Consider the following 18,521-nt stretch of genomic DNA (forward strand, 5'->3'; position numbering starts at 1 on the left):
TTATTGGTTTACCTTCAAATACTGCACGCACAAGTCATGAAAGGCTTGTGCTTGCGGAGAAATCGTCCTATCTGACAATCTGAATATACCAATCTGGCGCTTTAACGGCGGATCGATCAACGGAATCCAAGTTAAACGGGTTTCGTTAGTTGGGAAGGCAAGTTTTGGCAACGTTGTTACTCCAATCCCAAGCTCAAGTACCGAAAATAGGGACGTGATGTTTTCTACCGAATAGAGTGCTTGTTCACTGAGCGTTCGCGCCGGAGTAGGATCGAGTAGGGTACATGTGCCGTTTCTGATAAAGGGTTGTTGAAGCAAAGTCTGCCACTCTATTCCTTCTGGTTGACTGGCTATTGGATTGTCTTTCAAACAGACGACACCGATCGGGTCTGAGATCAATGGAGTAAAATCGATAGTGTCTTCATCGAGGCTTGAGCTGTTGCCTAGCGCGACATCAACCTCTCCAGACAATAGTCTTGCTTCTACGCCAGCCGCATTATCGTCAATTAAACTCACTTCAACATTCGGGTATTGCTCACAGAATGCTCCCAGCACACTCGGGATTAATTTTGCGGCTACAGAGGGAACGCTGGCAATCCTTACTCTTCCTTGCTGACCTGCCGCCGCGGCGCGTAAGTCATTATCTAGTGCTTTATAAACATTCAAAAACTGAATAATTTTAGGTAGACATATTTCGCCAAATGGCGTCAGAGTTGACTTGTTGCCTGTTTCAAACAGGGGTTGTCCGAGTATCTTCTCTAACTCTTTAATCGATGTTGATAGCGCTGCTTGAGAGCGGTTGGCACGGTTCGCTGCGGCTCTAAAACCCCCTTCCTCGACCACAAAAACGAAATGTTTTAACTGCTGCAGTTTGATACTCATCCGTTTGAATCCTTCTCAATCCCTTGTTTCACCTTACTTTGTGCATGGTGATAAGTTTTATTTATCAAATGCACGAAATTTACCGTTAGATTTATCAGGCGTCAAGGTGCAATATTTAACCATCTTGAAACAAAGTTGTTACAAAGTTGGATTGAAACGTGAACGCACAAACTAAAAAACAGCCAGTAAAAACGGAACTATTTGCCTCTAAAGCGCCTCTAGAGTGGGCAATTGTTAACAACGGTACTCTTTATACCGCTCAAATCCCAATTGATGATACGGGTGCGGTCGTTGAAGGTGGTATTGAAGCTCAAACGCGACAAACTTTTAACAATCTAAAACACACACTGGAGTGCGCAGGAGAGTCATTGGACTCAGTGCTTCAGGTGCTGATCTACGTGACCGACCGTGAATACCTGAAAACGGTTAACGCTATCTATGCTGAGCATTTTGAAGCGCCATATCCAAACCGCGCAGCGATGGTTGTGGCAGGTCTCGCAAGAGAAGAGATGCTAGTGGAATTTGTCGTGTATGCGTCTGCTTCGCCACAGGCATAAGGCATAGCCCTGGTTAAATGAAACGAACACAACCTAATTATTGAATCAATACAGAGCGACCAGACTCAACAGTCGCTAAGACGTGACAAGGATAGAATGATGACTCAACTAAACAATGTTCAAGCAGAAAATGCACTCTATATTGGTGGTGAATGGCAAGCAGGCGTGAGTACTGTTTCGAACATCAACCCTTCCGATATTTCAGAAAACCTTGGCGATTTCGCGCAAGCAAGCTCTGAACAAGTACAACAGGCTATCTCGGCAGCAAAACACGCTCAACCTGAATGGGAAAAAACGCCAATTGAGCGCAAGCAAGCTGTTCTACAGGCGATCGGTGATGAGCTGATTGCGCGCTGTGACGAGCTTGGAACGTTACTTTCTCGTGAAGAGGGTAAGCCGTTTGCTGAAGGCCGTGGCGAAATCTATCGTGCAGGTCAGTTCTTCCAGTACTTCGCTGCTGAAGTACTTCGTCAAATTGGTGATAACGCAGCTTCCGTCCGTCCAGGGGTCTCCGTTGAAGTGACTCGTGAAGCCGTTGGCGTTATCGCCATTATCTCTCCTTGGAATTTTCCGACTGCGACTGCAGCTTGGAAAATTGCGCCAGCACTGGCTTTTGGTAACAGCGTTATTTGGAAGCCAGCGAATTTAACGCCAGCGAGTGCGGTTGCATTAACTGAGATCATTCACCGCCAAGGCATTCCAGCGGGTACATTCAACCTTGTACTAGGCAGCGGCTCAACAGTGGGTGACGCACTGATTCATTCAAAAGATGTAAATGGTGTGAGCTTCACCGGTTCAGTAGATACCGGTCGTAAAGTCGCTGCCGCGACAGCGCCGAACTTCGTTCGTTGCCAATTGGAAATGGGCTCAAAGAATGCGCTGGTTATCGCAGACGATGCCGATATCCAGACGGCGGTTGAAGCAACCATTGCTGGTTCATTCTCAGGTGCAGGTCAGAAATGTACGGCTTCTTCTCGTCTTGTGGTGATGGATAGCATCCACGATCAATACGTTGAAGCACTAATTAAACGTATGAGCGAACTCAAAGTAGGCCACGCACTTAAAGATGGCATTTTCATGGGCCCTGTGGTTGATGGAAAACAGCTAGAAGCGAACTTCGAGTGGATTGAAAAGGCACGTCAAAGTGGCGCGGAATTGGCTTTCGGTGGAGAGCGATTAAACCTCGAACACGAAGGCTATTACATGTCGCCAACGCTTTTCTTGAATACCCAAAACAGCTGGGAAGTGAACCAAGAAGAAGTGTTTGCTCCGATGGCTAGCGTTATTCGCGTAGCAGATTTAGAAGAAGCGATCGCTACGACCAACGATACACGCTTTGGCCTAACTGGCGGCATCATTACTCAAAGTCTGCGTACTAGCGCGATGTTCAAAGAGCAAGCGCAAACCGGGTGTGTGATGGTGAACCTACCAACAGCCGGCACGGATTACCACGTGCCATTTGGCGGACGTAAAGAGTCTAGCTTTGGTCCTCGTGAGCAGGGTCAGTATGCGAAAGAGTTCTACACCGTGGTTAAAACTGCGTATCAGCGCCCTTACTAACGCCTTTGTCACTGAACAAGGACGAAGCCCGAGTGTGGCTCGGGCTGAGTCAAACGTTCGATTTTGAGTTATTCAACAGGAGTGGTTATGTACCAGCAACGAATAGTTATCGATGGATTACAGTACTGCAATTGGGATCGAGAATATTTTCAAACATTGAAAGCCAGCGGCATTACTGCAGTACACGCAACGATTGTCTATCACGAGAACGCGCGTGAAACTCTGACTCGCTTTGCTGAATGGAACCTAAGGTTTGAACAAAACGCTGACCTTATCATGCCAATCCACTCAATGGCGGATGTCGAAAAAGCCAAGCAGCTTGGCAAGGTTGGCATCTTTATGGGCGCTCAGAACTGTTCACCAATCGACGATGAAATTGGTTTGATTGAAGTAATGCGCCAGCAAGGGCTTTTGATCATGCAGTTGACTTACAACAACCAGAGTCTATTAGCGACCGGTTGTTATGAGCAGCACGATACGGGTGTTACTCGTTTTGGTAAGCAAGCGATTGAAGAGATGAACCGTGTCGGGATGATCATCGACATGTCACATAGCGCCGAGCGCTCAACGCTTGAAGCGATCGACCTCTCTTCGCGTCCAATCTGTATTAGTCATGCTAATCCAACGTTTGCTCACGATGCATTGCGAAACAAATCCAATGAGGTGATCAAAGCGCTAACCGCACGCGGCGGCTTGATTGGCTTTAGCTTATACCCATTCCACTTACCAAACGGCAGCCAATGTACGCTTGAAGATTTTTGCCAAATGGTCGCAAAAACAGCAGACATGGTGGGCGTTGAGCACTTAGGTATCGGTAGTGACTTGTGTTTGAACCAACCTCAATCGGTTCTGGAGTGGATGCGCAATGGTCGCTGGTCAAAGGCGATGGATTACGGAGAGGGTTCTGCTAGCAATTCTGGCTGGCCAGACGCACTGCCATGGTTCTGTGGAAGCACTGGCATGGAAAACATTTATAACGGTTTGATGAGTCACGGCTTTAGTGAAGCCGAGGCCGGAAAAATACTAGGTGAAAACTGGTTTAACTTCTTAAGTGACGGCTTAGAGCCGCTGGCTAAAGAGTAGGACGAAACAAAAGGAAACCTTATACCAGATAGGCCTAAACATGGACTAGCCTGCCCAAGACAACAATAACAGGGCAGGTGTTAAATACACCGTTTGCAGCCATCATCGTTATGAGAGCTGCAAAGAAACCTCTGGAGTCAGAGTATGTCTGATTTAACCAATAGCGTGAAACCGAATGGTCTGGAAGCGGCGAGCATGAATGCCTCGTCGAAGAAAGACAAACAGAAGTCAGATTCGAATACAGCGAACAGTACTAAGGACGTAAACAACGACAAATTAGGGTTGAGTAACCCCGCTCTATGGTACAGCGGCGGCTTCATCGCACTGTTTGTTGCTCTAGCGCTTTATGATGGAGAACTCTTATCTAGCCTTGTAAACAGCGGCTTTGCATGGTCAGTGAAAGTCTTTGGCCCATATTGGCAGCTGCTCCTTCTGCTTACTTTTCTTATTGGTCTTGGCTTGGCGGCAGGGCGAACAGGCAAGGTAGTTCTTGGTGGAACAGATAAGCCAGAGATGGACGGCTTCCGCTGGATGGCAATCATCTTTTGTACACTGCTTGCTGGTGGTGGCGTGTTCTGGGCAGCAGCAGAACCTATCGCGCACTATGTAAGTCCACCGCCTTTGTATGGCGCGCAAGAGAGTGCACAGCAAGGCGCGGTTAATGCGCTATCTCAATCCTTTATGCACTGGGGCTTCTTGGCATGGGCGATTGTCGGTAGTTTAACCTCTATTGTGGTGATGCACCTTCATTACGACAAAGGTTTGCCATTGAAACCACGCATCCTACTTTACCCAGTGCTGGGTGAGCGAGCGCTAAAAGGGCATACAGGGGCACTGATTGACGCTTGTTGTATTGTTGCGGTTGCGGCGGGAACCATCGGCCCAATTGGCTTCTTAGGGCTACAAGTTAGCTACGCATTGAATGCCTTGTTTGAGATACCTGATGGCTTTACAACTCAATTGATCATCATCCTTTTTGCTATTGCTCTATATACGCTGTCTGCGCTGAGTGGCTTAAACCGTGGTATGCAATTGCTGAGTCGTTACAACGTGATTCTTGCGATGGCACTGATGGTCTACATCCTACTGTTTGGTCCAACTAACTTTATCTTCAATGGCTACATCCAAGGCGTTGGTAGCATGCTGGACAACTTCATTCCAATGGCGACCTACCGTGGTGATGAAGGCTGGTTGAGCTGGTGGACGGTGTTCTTCTGGGGTTGGTTCTTAGGCTATGGACCAATGATGGCAATCTTTATTGCCCGTATTTCACGCGGTAGAAATATTCGCCAGATTGTAACGACGATTAGTGTTGTAGCGCCATTGGTAACTTGCTTCTGGTTCACCATCGTAGGTGGCTCTGGTCTAGCGTTTGAAATTGCTGACCCAGGTAGTGTGAGTAAGGCATTCGAAGGATTTAACTTGCCGGGCGCACTGCTGGCGGTAACGCAACAGCTACCAATGCCAATGTTGGTGTCAATCTTGTTCCTAATTCTAACCACGATCTTCATCGTGACGACGGGTGACTCTATGACGTACACCATCAGTGTTGTGATCAGTGGTGAGACGGAGCCAAATGCCATCATTCGTACATTCTGGGGTGTGGCTATGGGTGTGACGGCATTGATCCTCATCTCATTAGGCTCTGGCGGAATATCTGCACTGCAATCTTTCATTGTCATAACTGCAGTACCAGTTTCGTTGATTCTTTTACCATCACTTTGGAATGCGCCACAAATCGCAATCAAGATGGCAAAAGAGCAAGGTCTATAAACAAAACAATAATAATTAGGGGCGAAAGGCTCGCCCCAATTCATTCAATAACGTGAAAACTAACCCTCGGCTGGGAACGGTTAGTGATACTAAATAACTATAAAGGTGGTGAGCAAAATGGATGCACATCGTTCAACCTACACTGAATCCGAACTACGTAACGCAGAGAGTGTTATGGCGCCAGAAAGGCTAGGCGCAATGCACCAAACTCGCATCAGCTTTGTAAGAACGCTGATTCGAAAAATGGCACAACAGCAATGGCAAGTAACTAAGCACGATTGGCAATTATGTTCGAGAGGCTTTGGTCATGTGATTTACAAATTAGCGACGCCAACGCATGTTTATCACTTGGTTGTCTTCTGTGATGAGATCGCAGATGAAGAGCGTAATGATCGAGTGATCGCTGAAAAGTGGGACGTCACGTTCGCTCTGGTTATTGGTGATGTCGACCAAGCACTTCTTGAACGCCTTCGAGCAAATGTTCCACTGCAGGAAGCGGGCCGTAACCCAAATAATGTTTTGGTTCTAGCGCGTGCCAACAAGAGTGTCCGAGTCTTCGAACATATTGTGAGCCATCTTGCTCAAGGCAAACAGCCAACACCAGCTGAGTTGGCAGAAGTAGGTTACATACTGAGAACCACAGCCGTATACGGCAACGGCAAGTTCGGTATTGCGGATTTCAAAGTCCTAGAAAACAACCCAGACTTTAATCAGTCGTTTAGCGCTCAAATGTGTGCTGTGTATTTACTGCGTGAGTTTAGCTTGGACTGGGTACATTACCTTGCACAGCAAACTGGTGGCGATGCTGCGGTGAAGCTTGACCGAGGTTTACAGAGATACCTTGGTGTTGGTAACGCGACTGGCTTAGGTATGGCGCCGTATTTGATTAATCACCCATGCATTGTTGATCAATGGATGACCACGCGTGAACATGCGCTGGCTGATGTGTTGGCACAATCGGTATCACAAGAAAAACTGTATCCACTTGAGCAATTAATAAATAAGGCGATTTGCCATTTGGAGCAAGTGATCACCATTAACGATCACCAACAAGGGCTAAACCAACAGGTCGTCACTAACCTAAAAGAGTTTAACGCGTCGTTGAGTGTAAACCTGGCTAAATGCAGAACATGGCAGCAGCTCGTTACTCAATCTCAAAGTATGAGTCTCGAAGCCCAAGAAATACTCATTTCCTGCTTGATGGAGCTCTATCCAGACTTAGTGGATGCCCATCAAGATGAGATGAACTGTAGCGAGATGCTGTCACTCCCAAGCGGCAAAAAAGTTCAGGATATTTTGGTGCTTCTAGAGGCTAAATACCGCTGGGCGATTAATACAGATTTCACCAAAGCAGAAAACAACTACTGGTTCTGGTATCGCTCACAAGACAAAGAAGAGCCAAGACTCGGTGTACGTGGAGAAGAGCCGGGCGAGGAGCGTGAACTGCCGTTGGATATCGGTCGTCAAGCCTATCGTCTGTATCATGCTTTATTGCAATTCCCTCCGGAGTTGTCACTGGCTGAGTTTTTAGTACAGAACCCGCAATATCGAGCGATTTCAAGACGAGTTTGGTCACTAGGGCAGAGTGCGATGGGGGACATTCAAATGAACGTACTCCACAAATCGTCACTGCCGATGCACTTATTACGCTGTAAGTTAGCGATTTTTGGCGCGACTAAATTCGACCCTCGCTCAGACCGATGGGTTCGCGTGACCTTCTTCCAAGGCGCACCACTATTGGATGAAATCCATGAAGATGAGTGGTTATTCCCACTATTACCAGAGCAAACATCTTCATCAATACCGCACCATACTAACGCCGCTAACCATACTGACTTTGAAGGGGATAAGTAATGATGATCGTTTCTCATAATGAACTTGTCGCGGCTGTCAACAAAGCCTTTCTTGGTATGCGTCGCTGCTGCGGTGAAGCGGATGTGGTTGCCAACATGGTGGCTGATTTGCAGATGGTGGGTTTAGACGGCGTGCGTCACTTCAACAACGCAAGCAACTACATTGGACTTGAGTCTGACACGCCAGTGGCTATTTCGGTGACCAGTGATAATACGGTAGAGGTTGACCTGCACAAAAGCAGCGTTGCATGCCATTTACCTGTGATCATGGATTACGCGATTGAAAAAATGGTCGGTAAAAAGGCGCTCAAAATTGAGCTTCTAAACTGTCACAATCGATGGTTGGCATATAGCGAGCTTGTAAAACTCGCTTCAAAGGGTATCGCTTGTACTGCGAGTTGGGCAAATGGATCGAATCCAAAGCGCACCTTATATGTTCTCAACCGAGGTTGTGTTGCACCGGAGCTGTTCCTGTCAGACGAAGTCTCACCTCATACCGATGATTATCACAATATGACCATTGAGCTGTCGATTCATGATTTCGATGTGGATGCGTTATCTCAAGGGTTTGAGCAACACATAACGTCTTCTTCTCTCACAGAAAGTCAGAGTAATGCTTGGCAAAATGGTATTGAGGTTGATGAAAAAGAGTGGGGCATATTGAAAGAAACGGCTACAGCGATATTGGTCGAAAACAGCCAACGATCTGTCCAAGGGGCTGGTGAGTTAGAACCGGAAACCATTTAAAACCGCAAGCTACTTCCATTGTTTTCTAGGAACCAATTGGAAATACTAGTGACGGTGTCACTTGTTTTGACGTGATTTATAACCAAAGAGCTTAATGTCCCCTCTCAGCATTAGGCTCTTTTTCTTCTCTAACAGTATTAAACCTTTCAGCTATATATTTTTCTGATGAATGTATTGAGGCGTTAACCCCTCCTTAACCCTGCTTGCTCTATCTTAGCCGCATCTAAGTGGGAGACAGCACCAATGACGTTTCGATATTCAGTGCTTGCGATAATGTTATCCGGTCTTATGGGTTGTGCGACAACCAGTGAAGCCGACTTTTCAACGCAGGCTACAGAGCAACAAAGTGAGTCCATTCAACAGTTACTTAATCGAGTAGAAACAGCTGGTGAAGAGCAGACACAACAAACAACGAACTTAATTACCGATCTCGTTAATGTACCTGAGCTAGAGCAGTACCTGACGACTGCGTTTAGCGCGAACCCAAGTCTTCAGCAGAGCATTGTGGCTCTCAAGATCGCCTATGCCCAAGAGGGGTTGAGTTTTGCTGACCAATTGCCAACGGCTAATGCCAATTTTTCAGGTGAGAAAACAGAAGGTAGTGACGAGAGCTACAACGCTGATGTCACTGTAAGTTGGGAACTAGATCTATGGCAACGCCTTGCTGATGTGAGCGCGGCATCTAGAAAAGATGTTGCGGCATCTCAGGCTAGCCTCCAAAACGCGACCAACCTTCTTGCTGCAAACATTATGCGTGGTTGGCTAGAGATCAGTGTTAATCAACAGTTGCTGGATATTGAGCAGCGCCGTTTAGCGATTCTTGAAAACAACGAAACATTGGTATTAGACCGCTATCAAGTCGGCTTAGGGACACTTGAGGAGCTCGACAACGCCAAAACCAGCACTGCTTCTACTCGCGCCACAGTGGCTCAGTATCAAGAAAACCTAGCGCAGAGCAAACGAAGCCTGTTGCTGTTAACAGGTGAGTTGAATACTAAGGTTACTGACGTCAATGTCGCGCAAGCGTTTCCTGATGTTCTCAATCCACTTGAAAACATGTCGGTTCAAAACCTAGCGGGTCGTCCAGATCTTCAACAAGCCTTCTTCAATATTGAAGCCGAGAGTCTACGAACCAATGCTGCTTATAAAGCGATGCTGCCATCGTTCAGTCTTTCTGCGAGCTTAAAAGACATGGCTGAAACACCAAGTGAAGCGTTGTTTGCCAACCCTTTGTGGAGTGCGTTAGGGCAGGTATCTGCACCGCTATTCCAAGGAGGTCGTCTGAAAACCAATGCCGAGATTGCTGAACTCACGACAGAGCAAAGTTACTGGGCTTACCAAGAAACCTTGCTAACCGCTGTTAACGAGGTGGAAAACGCAATTGGGCAAGAAGGCTCATTGGCGGAGCAACAGCAGCACCTCCAAGCGTCGCTATCGAGTGCTAAACGAAGTGTGGTGAGCTACGAAGAGAAATACCGTCAAGGGCTGGTGGATATCTTCGATTTATTGACCGTTCAGCAGCAAGCCTATGACGTCGAGTCTCAACTCACCAATACCACATACCAACGTCTACTTAACCGAATTGATTTAGGCTTAGCACTGGGCCTAGGTGTCGAAAATCTAGGAAACAAAGCATGAAAAGCACATTAAAAAAGAATGCAATTACGTTCGCTATCACAGTCGCGGCTGCGGGCTCTATTTTTGCTGTAGTTGCGTACAACGGCAGCCAAATGGCTCAGGCCGCTCAAGCGCAGCCACAAACTAAACTCGATATTGCTGGTGAACAACCGTTGGATACACGTTCACTTCCTCAGGTTGCGGTTCAGTTAACGGACGCAGCCAGCTATCGTGCTGAAGTGGTGGGTTATGGCGAAACAAAACCCCGCTACGAGCTTGCCTTTGCCAGTGAAGTGAGCGGTCGTGTTGAGTGGTTGTCTAGTAGTTTTGAAGCAGGCTCTACCGTGAAAGAAGGTGAGCTGCTGGCTAAGATCGACACAACTACCTACCAACAAGCCCTGACTCAAGCGAAGTCAGATGTTGCTACTGCTACTCAGGAGTTATTAGAAGAGCAAAGACAAGGCGAACAAGCTCGCTCTGAATGGGAGCGTTCTGGTTTAACAGGAGAACCAAGCTCTCCACTTGTGCTTCGCGAACCACAGCTAGCGAGTGCGCAAGCTAAATTAGCGAATGCTAAGCAAGCCTTGGTCAAAGCACAGCAAGACTTATCGAATACCGAAGTTCGAGCGCCATTCGATAGCGTTGTCGTCAGCCGTGATATTCAGCCCGGCAGTTATCTAAACGCGGGCAGCAGCGTTGCGACGCTATACAGCACCGACCGTATTGAAATCGAAATTCCTTTGTCAGAACAGCAGTGGGCGAACCTGCCAAAAGCAGCGAAGGATGGCAACCAACAAGGCAATGTCACTTGGAACGCGACCATTACTGACAGCACTGGCGCTTTTGAATGGCAAGCCGAAGTCGAGCGTAGTTATCAATACGTCGCTCAGAACACGCGTCAGCGTTCAGTAGTATTGGTTGTCGATAACCCGCTTGAACAAGCTCAGCCGCTTTTCCCAGGTACCTTTGTTACTGCGACTATTTCGGGTGCTGAAGTAGATAACTTATGGCAACTGCCCGCCTCTGCTTTGTCTCAGCAAGGTGACATTTGGACTGTTGATTCACAAGGCATGCTAAGTAAGTCACCAGCAGCCACGTTGTTTGAGCGCAATGAACATATCTATGTTGAACCCGTTAACAGTGAAACCGCAGTACAAGTGGTTATGCGTCCATTAAGCAATTTTAAAGTGGGTATGAAGGTCAATCCAACGGTTGCCGAAGAGAGCAATGACATTCAAATGGTTGAACGTAAGTTAGATTCAGCCTCAGATCGCACGATGTCAGAGGAGGGCTAATATGAGTTCGTTACCTTCAACCGACCAGCAATTAGCGTATAAGCCTAAAGGCATCATCGCGTGGTTTGCCCAAAACTCCGTAGCGGCAAATCTACTGATGCTGGGCGTTATCATGGTGGGCTTATTCTCGATTAATAGCTTACGTAAAGAGGCATTCCCAAGCTTAGAACCTGACATCGTCACGGTGTCTGTGACCTACGACAGTGGTGACCCCGTTCAAGCGGAAGAGGGGATCGCGATGAAGATTGAAGAGGCACTTGAGACGGTATCAGGCATTAAGCATATAACGTCGACTTCTGACTCCTCAGGCAGCCACGTTTCTATCGAGAAAGAGACTAACTACGATCTTGATACCTTGCTCGATGACGTGAAGACTAAGGTTGATGCAATCAATAATCTGCCAGCCGAAGCGGACAACCCAATTATCGACAAAGCGCGAATGCAAGAACACGCTCTGTGGGTTCAGCTCTATGGCGATACAGACCGCGCTACCTTGCAGGACCTTGCAGAGCAGTTAAAAGCGGATTTACTGAGTCAAAGTCAGATTCGTGATTTAGAGGTTAAGGCTAAGATCGATCCGATGATCTCTGTTGAGGTTAATGAGGCAAAACTGCAGGCTTATAATCTAACGCTGACGGATGTTTCGGACGCAATCAACGCAGAATCATCAACCAGCATTGCGACGAGCTTACGCAATGGCGATAAAACGGTTCGTCTTAAAGTGTCGGATCAGGCGTATGAGCTGCAAGATTTTAGAGCGATCCCTATCTTGAACACCGCCAATGGTGGCCAGATCGTACTTGGCGATATTGCTAAAGTCAGTGATGTGTTTGAAGAGGATACCTTCAGCCTGTCTCGTTACAACCAGCAGAACTCGATTGGCATCCAGATTGTAATGGATGAATACAGTGATGTTATCAGCATCGTTGAACAGGCCGAACAAGTCGTTGAAACGTGGAAATCGAGTAACTTACTGCCAGAGAACGTTGAAATAGAGAGTTGGTACGACAAAAGCACACTGATTAAAGAACGACTGTCTCTACTGGCGAAAAATGCTCTAACGGGTATCGCCTTAGTATTCATTGTCTTGGCTCTGTTTCTTAACATCCGAGTTGCGTTCTGGGTAGCGGCGAGCCTGCCATTTGTATTCTGTGGCACTCTGTTCTTTATGACCGATTCATTTATGGGTCTCACAATCAATGAGATGACTACATTCGGGTTCATCATGGCACTCGGGATTGTGGTCGATGATGCGGTAGTTGTCGGAGAAAGCATTTACTCGACGCGCAGAGCAGAAGGGGACTCATTAAAGAGCACAATTGTAGGTACACATAAGGTGGCAGCGCCAACCATATTTGGTGTGCTCACTACTGTGGTCGCGTTTGTTTCGATTGCTATGGTTGAAGGCAAAATGGGGCAAATCTATGCTCAGTTTGCTACCGTCGTTGCCATCTGTTTACTGCTCTCTTTGGTCGAGTCTAAGTTAATCTTGCCATCTCACTTGGCGCACGTGAATACTCAACGTTCAGACAAAAAAGGGATTTGGAATCGAATTCAACAAGGCGCTGATAACGGTTTAGAGTGGGTGAATAACAAGGTTTACAAGCGATTGATTAAACAAGCATTGAACTTCCGATATGCGGTCGTTCTCGGTTTTATCTCGTTATTCATTCTGGTTATTGGGATGCCATTTACCGGTAGCGTACGCGTTGCCTTCTTCCCAGATATTGCTGGCGATACTGTTACCGCTGAAATCAGCATGTATAACGATAGTAGCTTTGGCCAAACGCAAACTAACTTACTTCAATTAGAAGCGAATGCTTTGGAAGTGGACAAACAATTGCGAGCCATTCATGGTGGTGAGTCGGGCATTTCAAGCGTACAGGTGATTGCAGAGGAAGATAAGTCGGGCAAAGTGACGATTGAACTGGACGGTGAAGCGACCTATGACTCTAACGAATTTGCTGACGTGTGGTTGGCAAACTCTGAAAATATGGAAGGCGTCAAAAAGCTCAAAGTCCTATCAATGATGGAGATGGTAGATGCATTCAAAGCCGAGCTGAAAGCCAACGACGAAGAGTTATTGAAAGAAGCAGCGAATAAACTCAAAGCCGAGTTACAAACAGTGGCTGGAGTTAGTGGCATTGACGATAACTTGGACTTGGGTGAACCTCAGTATCGTTTTGAATTGACGGATCAAGGTCGAGCGCTAGGTATGGATACTGCAACGTTAGCGCAACAAGTGTTGCAATCATTTGGTGGCGATATTGTTCAGCGTTTTCAGCGCGGCAAAGACGAAGTGAAAGTCCGTGTTCGTTATCCAGAAGAAGATCGCCAAACACTTGCGGATATTGGTGCGTCAAAAGTGAGAACGCCAGATGGTACGGTTGTTCCATTGACGACGGTTGCTAAGGTCTACTCGGACTACCAACAGTCTGAAATTACCCGTATTGATAACCAGCGCGCCGTGTACATCACAGCAGTGGTCGACAAAGATCAGGTCGCATCGAACGAGCTTGTCGCTCAGCTGAAAAACAGCATAGTCAAAGAGCTCAATGCAGACTATCCGACGGTGAAAATTGACTTTACTGGTGAAGCAGAGCAGCAACAAGAGTCGACGGATTCTATGCAATCGACCTTTGTTTTGGCGCTTATTATGATCTTTGCGTTGCTGGCTATTCCCTTGAAGTCGTACGTGCAGCCATTGATCATCATGGTGGCGATTCCATTCGGTATTGTTGGTGCCATTTTAGGCCACTGGTTGAACGACCTGACGCTGAGTATCTTGTCGCTGAATGGTATCTTGGCATTGAGCGGTGTGGTGGTGAATGACAGCTTACTGTTGGTTTCACGATTCAATGAACTGATCAAAGACAAGTCATTGAGTGTCAAAGATGCTGTTCAACAGGCTTGCACAGGGCGTTTACGAGCGGTGTTGCTGACTTCGGTGACGACCTTCGCAGGTCTGGCGCCACTGTTGAGTGAAACTTCTATGCAGGCACAGTTTCTAATTCCTGCTGCAGCGGCTCTTGGTTACGGCATTTTGTTTGCGACTGTTATCACTTTGGTTTTAACACCGTCACTGCTGTTGATTCAAAATGATGCCAATACGCTGATTAGCAAGGTAAAACAAAAGCTCTTTAAGAGTGAAAATCAGCTAGAGTTGGCGTAGTACGTTACAATTACATGATGCATATCTAGCCCCACGAGTAAGCTTGTGGGGCTATTCTTAGAATGACGGAGGGATGGGTGAACAATTTGCAACTTCTATTGGTTGAAGATGATCTCGACTTGGCAAAGGCGGTCATCGATTACCTTGAACTTGAAGATATATCATGTGACCACGCAGCCAATGGTTTGTCCGGTTACAATCTTATCGAAACTAACCACTACGATGCCGTCATCCTTGACCTCAACCTGCCTAAACTCAATGGGCTAGAGGTGTGCGAAAAGATACGTTCTCAAGGTATAGATGTTCCGATTTTGATGCTAACCGCCCGTGATACCCTCGATGATAAACTGACCGGTTTTTCTAAAGGTGCAGACGACTACCTCGTGAAACCTTTTGCTATGGAAGAGTTGATCGTACGTACTCAAGTTTTATCTCGTCGTCGCAGTGGACAAGTTAATAAGCTGCGCATTGAAGATGTTGAGTTGGATTTTCAAGATAAAAGCGCCACTCGCCAAGGAAAGGCGCTTAAAGCATCGCCAACCGGGATCAAACTTCTAGAATGCTTGATGCGAGAGAGCCCAAATGCTGTATCACGTGAAAAACTGATGCAAGCTGTTTGGGGAGATGAACAGCCAGACAGCAATAGCCTAAAGGTTCACATGTTTAACCTTCGAAAAGCAGTCGATGGAAAAAGCGATACCAAGCTTATTCAAACCGTTCCTGGCTACGGCTTTGCATTCAAGCTTAATGAGGACGCGTAGATGAAGATCCGCCCGAGTATCAGGCTCTATTTTCTCGTCGCGATGCTGTTTGTTGGCAGTGCCACTATCGGTGTACTAACCATAACCGGCATTCACTACTTCTTTGCGGGTTTAGATACCGCGATGACGGAGTTTATGCGTGCACAAGCTACTGAGCTTCCACTAGGTGAAAACGATGCACCAGTCCAGTTTGATGACGTGACGCTAGCGGCGAAGTGGGAAGACTTACCGATAGAGATTCAGCAAAACCTGAACCCGGAAGAGTTGATCCCGAATGAACTTCTTAAACGGATAGATGGCGTACCCATTATCTCTGAGCCTGAAGCGGGTTACTTCGCAATGAAAGTCGTCGTAGATGGGGAAACACGTTATATCTCTTTGCTGCTCAAACATATGGATATGAACGATAAGTTTGAAAACGAGCCGCCACCGTTTATCTACATTATTTTTATTGGGCTTGGCGCCATCGTCTTCTTTTTCATCGCATTGATTTTGGTTCAGCGAAAAATAGCCTCGCCAGTGGAAGAGTTAAAAGATTGGGCAAAGGCGCTAGATAAAGAGCAGCTCACTCAACCTGTCCCGAATTTTCACTACAGTGAGTTGAATGCACTCGGGGAATTGATCAAATCTAGCTTAAGCTCGGTACAAGAGAGCTTGGAGCGAGAGCAACGTTTTCTTGGGTATGCCAGCCATGAGCTGCGAACACCGATTGCGGTTACGCGAACCAATTCTGAATTGCTGCGAAAAATGATTACTAAGCAGCTGCCTGCAGAGAAACAACTCGAAGTGCTCGACCGCATCGAACGCGCGGGCTTTACCATGACCGACCTTACCGAAACACTACTCTGGTTGAATCGTCAGGAAGGGAAGTATCTACCTAGTTACCCAGTCTCGTTAGGAATAAGTATCCAACAGATAGTCGGCGAGCTTGGCTATTTGCTACAAGGTAAATCAGTGGAAGTGACCACCACCGTTGACCAAACCACGTTGGAATTGCCCGAAGGTTTGTGTCGAATTGTCATTTCAAACCTGATTCGTAACGCTTTTCAGCACACTGAAAATGGCATTGTTGAGATTACCCAAGCAAGTAGTACGCTATCTATTGTGAACCGCAATACGGAACCCAAAATTGGACGAGATGATCTCGGCTTTGGTTTGGGGTTGGAACTGACTCAGCGACTTATCGCTCAATATGGGTGGACTTATCAAACCCAGCAATCGCCTGAAGGTTGGCGAGTTGATGTCACTTTCACGAGTTAACAGGCTGGCTGTAAAAGATTTTTACGAATATTGATGATTTACAGTTTCCTATAGGGTGACTTGCGAGTATCTTGAAGTCTTGAGCTAGGTTAGGCTCAAACTCTAATATAATGATAATTAATCAGTCACAGATAAAGGATACTTGCGTGCAGGCACAATTCATTGATGGAACGACGCTCTACCGTCAACATAACTTTCAGCTTCCTCTCGACTACCAGAATCCACAAGGTCAACAAATTCAGGTGTTTGCGCGTGAGTTGGTGGATCTTACAAAAGACAATCAAGATTTACCTTGGCTTGTTTACTTTCAAGGCGGTCCGGGCTTTCCTTCCCCAAGAATGAGTGGCGAATCGGGCTGGGTAAAACGCGCTCTACAACAGTACCGCGTGCTCTTACTAGACCAGCGCGGCACGGGTAATAGCACGGTGATTAGCCATCAGACACTGGCTCACCTTAATCCAGAACAACAAGCTGATTACCTGTCACATTTCCGAGCTGACAACATTGTGCGTGACGCTGAGGCTATTCGTGAACAATTTGGTGTCAAACAGTGGGCGACAATCGGCCAGAGCTTTGGCGGTTTTTGTACGCTGACTTACCTTTCTCTGTTTCCTCAAAGTTTACTGCGTTGTTATGTTACAGGCGGTATTCCATCAATTGAGCGTGAGGCTGACGATGTCTATCGAGCGACCTACAAACGTGTAGAAGATAAGAACAAAGCCTTCTTCGCTCAGTTCCCGCAAGCACAAACATTGTGTCGTGAGATTGCAGATCATCTATTGACTCATGAAGTGCGCCTCCCGAATGGTCAGATCTTCACGGTTGAGCAGTTCCAGCTAATTGGCATTAATCTCGGTGGTGGTGAGGCGAATTTGCCGATGTACTTCACATTGGAAAATGCCTTTGTTGATGTGGCTGGAGAAAAGCAACTGAGCTACAGCTTCTTAAATCAGATGCAACAAGAGCAGGCTTATCTCACTAATCCTATTTATGCGATTTTGCATGAGTCGATCTACTGTCAAGGTACGGCATCACAATGGTCAGCGCACCGTGTTCGCGATGAATATCCGCACTTTAACTACCAAACAGGAGATGCGTTCTGGTTTACCGGCGAAATGGTTTACCCTTGGATGTTTGACCAGTTAGAAACCCTAAAACCGTTAAAGCAAGCTGCTGAATTATTAGCTGACAAGTCAGACTGGGTTCGCTTATATGAACCGAAACAGCTTAGCGAAAACAGAGTGCCGATGGCGTGTGCAGTGTATGCAGATGATATGTACGTTGAGCTTGATTACAGCCGCGAAACTCTGGCTAAGATCCCAAATTCGAAAGCGTGGATCACCAATGAATACGAACACAATGGTATCAGAGCAGACGGTGAACGCATTCTAGATAAATTAATGACAATGGTTGAGTCGATAGAGAATCTACCAAAGTAACTTGCAGCTGTTTAATGGCTTGTTATTTGCTTAAAGGTTTCTTCTCAGACAACGAAAAAACGCTGCTAAATTTAGCAGCGTTTTTTTTAATTCCGTTAGGGGGAAAAGGGGGTTGGGGAAAAGTCGGCGTTTGTTGTTCTTAATTTTAAATAGATTATTCGCCAAGTAGCTGACAAGCCGACTGTACAGCGTTGTCGATGTCAGTTAATTTTCCGGCACCAGCAGGGCCTAAAACACGAGTATAAAGTGCAGTTTGTTGTTCGAACGTCAGACCTAATTGGTTGTAAAGATCTTGACGAATTTGAGCGAATTCTTGCGGCTCTGCATTCGATAGCCCTTCAAGGGTGTTGTAAATGAGAGTGGATTTATCCATAAACTGTCCTTAGTACATCTGTTAAAAATGAAATCATTATGCACTCTGTGTAGTATTGTTTCTGGGATTTCGATCGCAATATGTGTTAATTAATCGTTATGTTTAGTGATTGATCTCTAATGAATAATGACTCAATAATGTAAAAAAGA

Annotated in this window: 13 protein-coding genes and 1 pseudogene; 12 read left to right on the plus strand and 2 right to left on the minus strand. The window is 46.5% G+C overall.

The annotated features are described in order from the left end of the window. The gene (locus VFDL14_RS06365) at positions 1 to 882 is read right to left on the minus strand and encodes a LysR family transcriptional regulator (RefSeq protein ID WP_032552393.1); all 882 of its coding nucleotides are present in this window, start codon (positions 880 to 882) and stop codon (positions 1 to 3) included. Positions 883 to 1,040: 158 nt separating this feature from the next. Between VFDL14_RS06365 and VFDL14_RS06360 the strand changes: the two genes are divergently transcribed. The 12 genes and pseudogenes from VFDL14_RS06360 (at position 1,041) to VFDL14_RS06305 (ending at position 17,999) form a co-directional block, all read left to right on the plus strand. Next, positions 1,041 to 1,439 (plus strand): RidA family protein, encoded by a 399-nt coding sequence (locus VFDL14_RS06360; RefSeq protein ID WP_032552394.1) that lies wholly within the window; start codon positions 1,041 to 1,043, stop codon positions 1,437 to 1,439. 99 nt (positions 1,440 to 1,538) lie between these two features. Then, complete coding sequence (locus VFDL14_RS06355) at positions 1,539 to 2,999, plus strand: aldehyde dehydrogenase family protein (protein WP_032552395.1); 1,461 nt, start codon at positions 1,539 to 1,541, stop codon at positions 2,997 to 2,999. An 87-nt stretch (positions 3,000 to 3,086) separates the two neighbouring features. Further along, entirely contained in the window at positions 3,087 to 4,082 is a 996-nt protein-coding gene (locus VFDL14_RS06350; RefSeq protein ID WP_032552396.1) for a membrane dipeptidase, read from the plus strand. Between the two features lie 267 nt (positions 4,083 to 4,349). Then, positions 4,350 to 5,855: pseudogene (locus tag VFDL14_RS06345) on the plus strand (BCCT family transporter); the annotation flags it as partial. A 117-nt stretch (positions 5,856 to 5,972) separates the two neighbouring features. Continuing rightward, positions 5,973 to 7,709 (plus strand): hypothetical protein, encoded by a 1,737-nt coding sequence (locus VFDL14_RS06340; RefSeq protein WP_032552398.1) that lies wholly within the window; start codon positions 5,973 to 5,975, stop codon positions 7,707 to 7,709. Positions 7,710 to 7,711: 2 nt separating this feature from the next. Next, entirely contained in the window at positions 7,712 to 8,455 is a 744-nt protein-coding gene (locus VFDL14_RS06335) for a DUF3726 domain-containing protein (RefSeq protein ID WP_032552916.1), read from the plus strand. Between the two features lie 243 nt (positions 8,456 to 8,698). Beyond that, the gene (locus VFDL14_RS06330; protein ID WP_032552399.1) at positions 8,699 to 10,093 is read left to right on the plus strand and encodes a TolC family protein; all 1,395 of its coding nucleotides are present in this window, start codon (positions 8,699 to 8,701) and stop codon (positions 10,091 to 10,093) included. Then, on the plus strand, positions 10,090 to 11,367 hold the full coding sequence (locus tag VFDL14_RS06325; protein ID WP_084181898.1) for an efflux RND transporter periplasmic adaptor subunit: 1,278 nt from the start codon (positions 10,090 to 10,092) through the stop codon (positions 11,365 to 11,367). The genes VFDL14_RS06330 and VFDL14_RS06325 overlap by 4 nt, the downstream gene beginning before the upstream one ends. Position 11,368: 1 nt before the next feature. After that, positions 11,369 to 14,539, plus strand: a complete 3,171-nt coding sequence (locus VFDL14_RS06320; protein ID WP_032552400.1) for an efflux RND transporter permease subunit — start codon at positions 11,369 to 11,371, stop codon at positions 14,537 to 14,539. Between the two features lie 62 nt (positions 14,540 to 14,601). After that, positions 14,602 to 15,300, plus strand: a complete 699-nt coding sequence (locus tag VFDL14_RS06315) for a response regulator transcription factor (RefSeq protein ID WP_152549267.1) — start codon at positions 14,602 to 14,604, stop codon at positions 15,298 to 15,300. Then, on the plus strand, positions 15,301 to 16,560 hold the full coding sequence (locus tag VFDL14_RS06310; protein ID WP_032552402.1) for a sensor histidine kinase: 1,260 nt from the start codon (positions 15,301 to 15,303) through the stop codon (positions 16,558 to 16,560). It abuts the gene before it with no gap. Between the two features lie 146 nt (positions 16,561 to 16,706). Further along, positions 16,707 to 17,999, plus strand: coding sequence for an alpha/beta fold hydrolase (locus VFDL14_RS06305; protein WP_032552403.1), 1,293 nt, complete (start codon positions 16,707 to 16,709; stop codon positions 17,997 to 17,999). Between the two features lie 154 nt (positions 18,000 to 18,153). On the opposite strand, the gene VFDL14_RS0123365 is transcribed toward VFDL14_RS06305, so the two are convergent. After that, entirely contained in the window at positions 18,154 to 18,372 is a 219-nt protein-coding gene (locus tag VFDL14_RS0123365; protein ID WP_032552405.1) for a PAS factor family protein, read from the minus strand. Positions 18,373 to 18,521 lie beyond the last annotated feature (149 nt).

This window comes from Vibrio fortis, assembly GCF_000695685.1.
GTDB lineage: Bacteria > Pseudomonadota > Gammaproteobacteria > Enterobacterales > Vibrionaceae > Vibrio > Vibrio fortis_A.

What these genes read in the sequence shown, in the direction of transcription:
- VFDL14_RS06365 (WP_032552393.1), bottom strand. Translation starts at nt 882, where the DNA reads ATGAGTATCAAACTGCAGCAGTTAAAACATTTCGTTTTTGTGGTCGAG.
- VFDL14_RS06355 (WP_032552395.1), top strand. Translation starts at nt 1,539, where the DNA reads ATGACTCAACTAAACAATGTTCAAGCAGAAAATGCACTCTATATTGGT.
- VFDL14_RS06350 (WP_032552396.1), top strand. Translation starts at nt 3,087, where the DNA reads ATGTACCAGCAACGAATAGTTATCGATGGATTACAGTACTGCAATTGG.
- VFDL14_RS06340 (WP_032552398.1), top strand. Translation starts at nt 5,973, where the DNA reads ATGGATGCACATCGTTCAACCTACACTGAATCCGAACTACGTAACGCA.
- VFDL14_RS06335 (WP_032552916.1), top strand. Translation starts at nt 7,712, where the DNA reads ATGATCGTTTCTCATAATGAACTTGTCGCGGCTGTCAACAAAGCCTTT.
- VFDL14_RS06330 (WP_032552399.1), top strand. Translation starts at nt 8,699, where the DNA reads ATGACGTTTCGATATTCAGTGCTTGCGATAATGTTATCCGGTCTTATG.
- VFDL14_RS06325 (WP_084181898.1), top strand. Translation starts at nt 10,090, where the DNA reads ATGAAAAGCACATTAAAAAAGAATGCAATTACGTTCGCTATCACAGTC.
- VFDL14_RS06320 (WP_032552400.1), top strand. Translation starts at nt 11,369, where the DNA reads ATGAGTTCGTTACCTTCAACCGACCAGCAATTAGCGTATAAGCCTAAA.
- VFDL14_RS06315 (WP_152549267.1), top strand. Translation starts at nt 14,602, where the DNA reads ATGACGGAGGGATGGGTGAACAATTTGCAACTTCTATTGGTTGAAGAT.
- VFDL14_RS06310 (WP_032552402.1), top strand. Translation starts at nt 15,301, where the DNA reads ATGAAGATCCGCCCGAGTATCAGGCTCTATTTTCTCGTCGCGATGCTG.
- VFDL14_RS0123365 (WP_032552405.1), bottom strand. Translation starts at nt 18,372, where the DNA reads ATGGATAAATCCACTCTCATTTACAACACCCTTGAAGGGCTATCGAAT.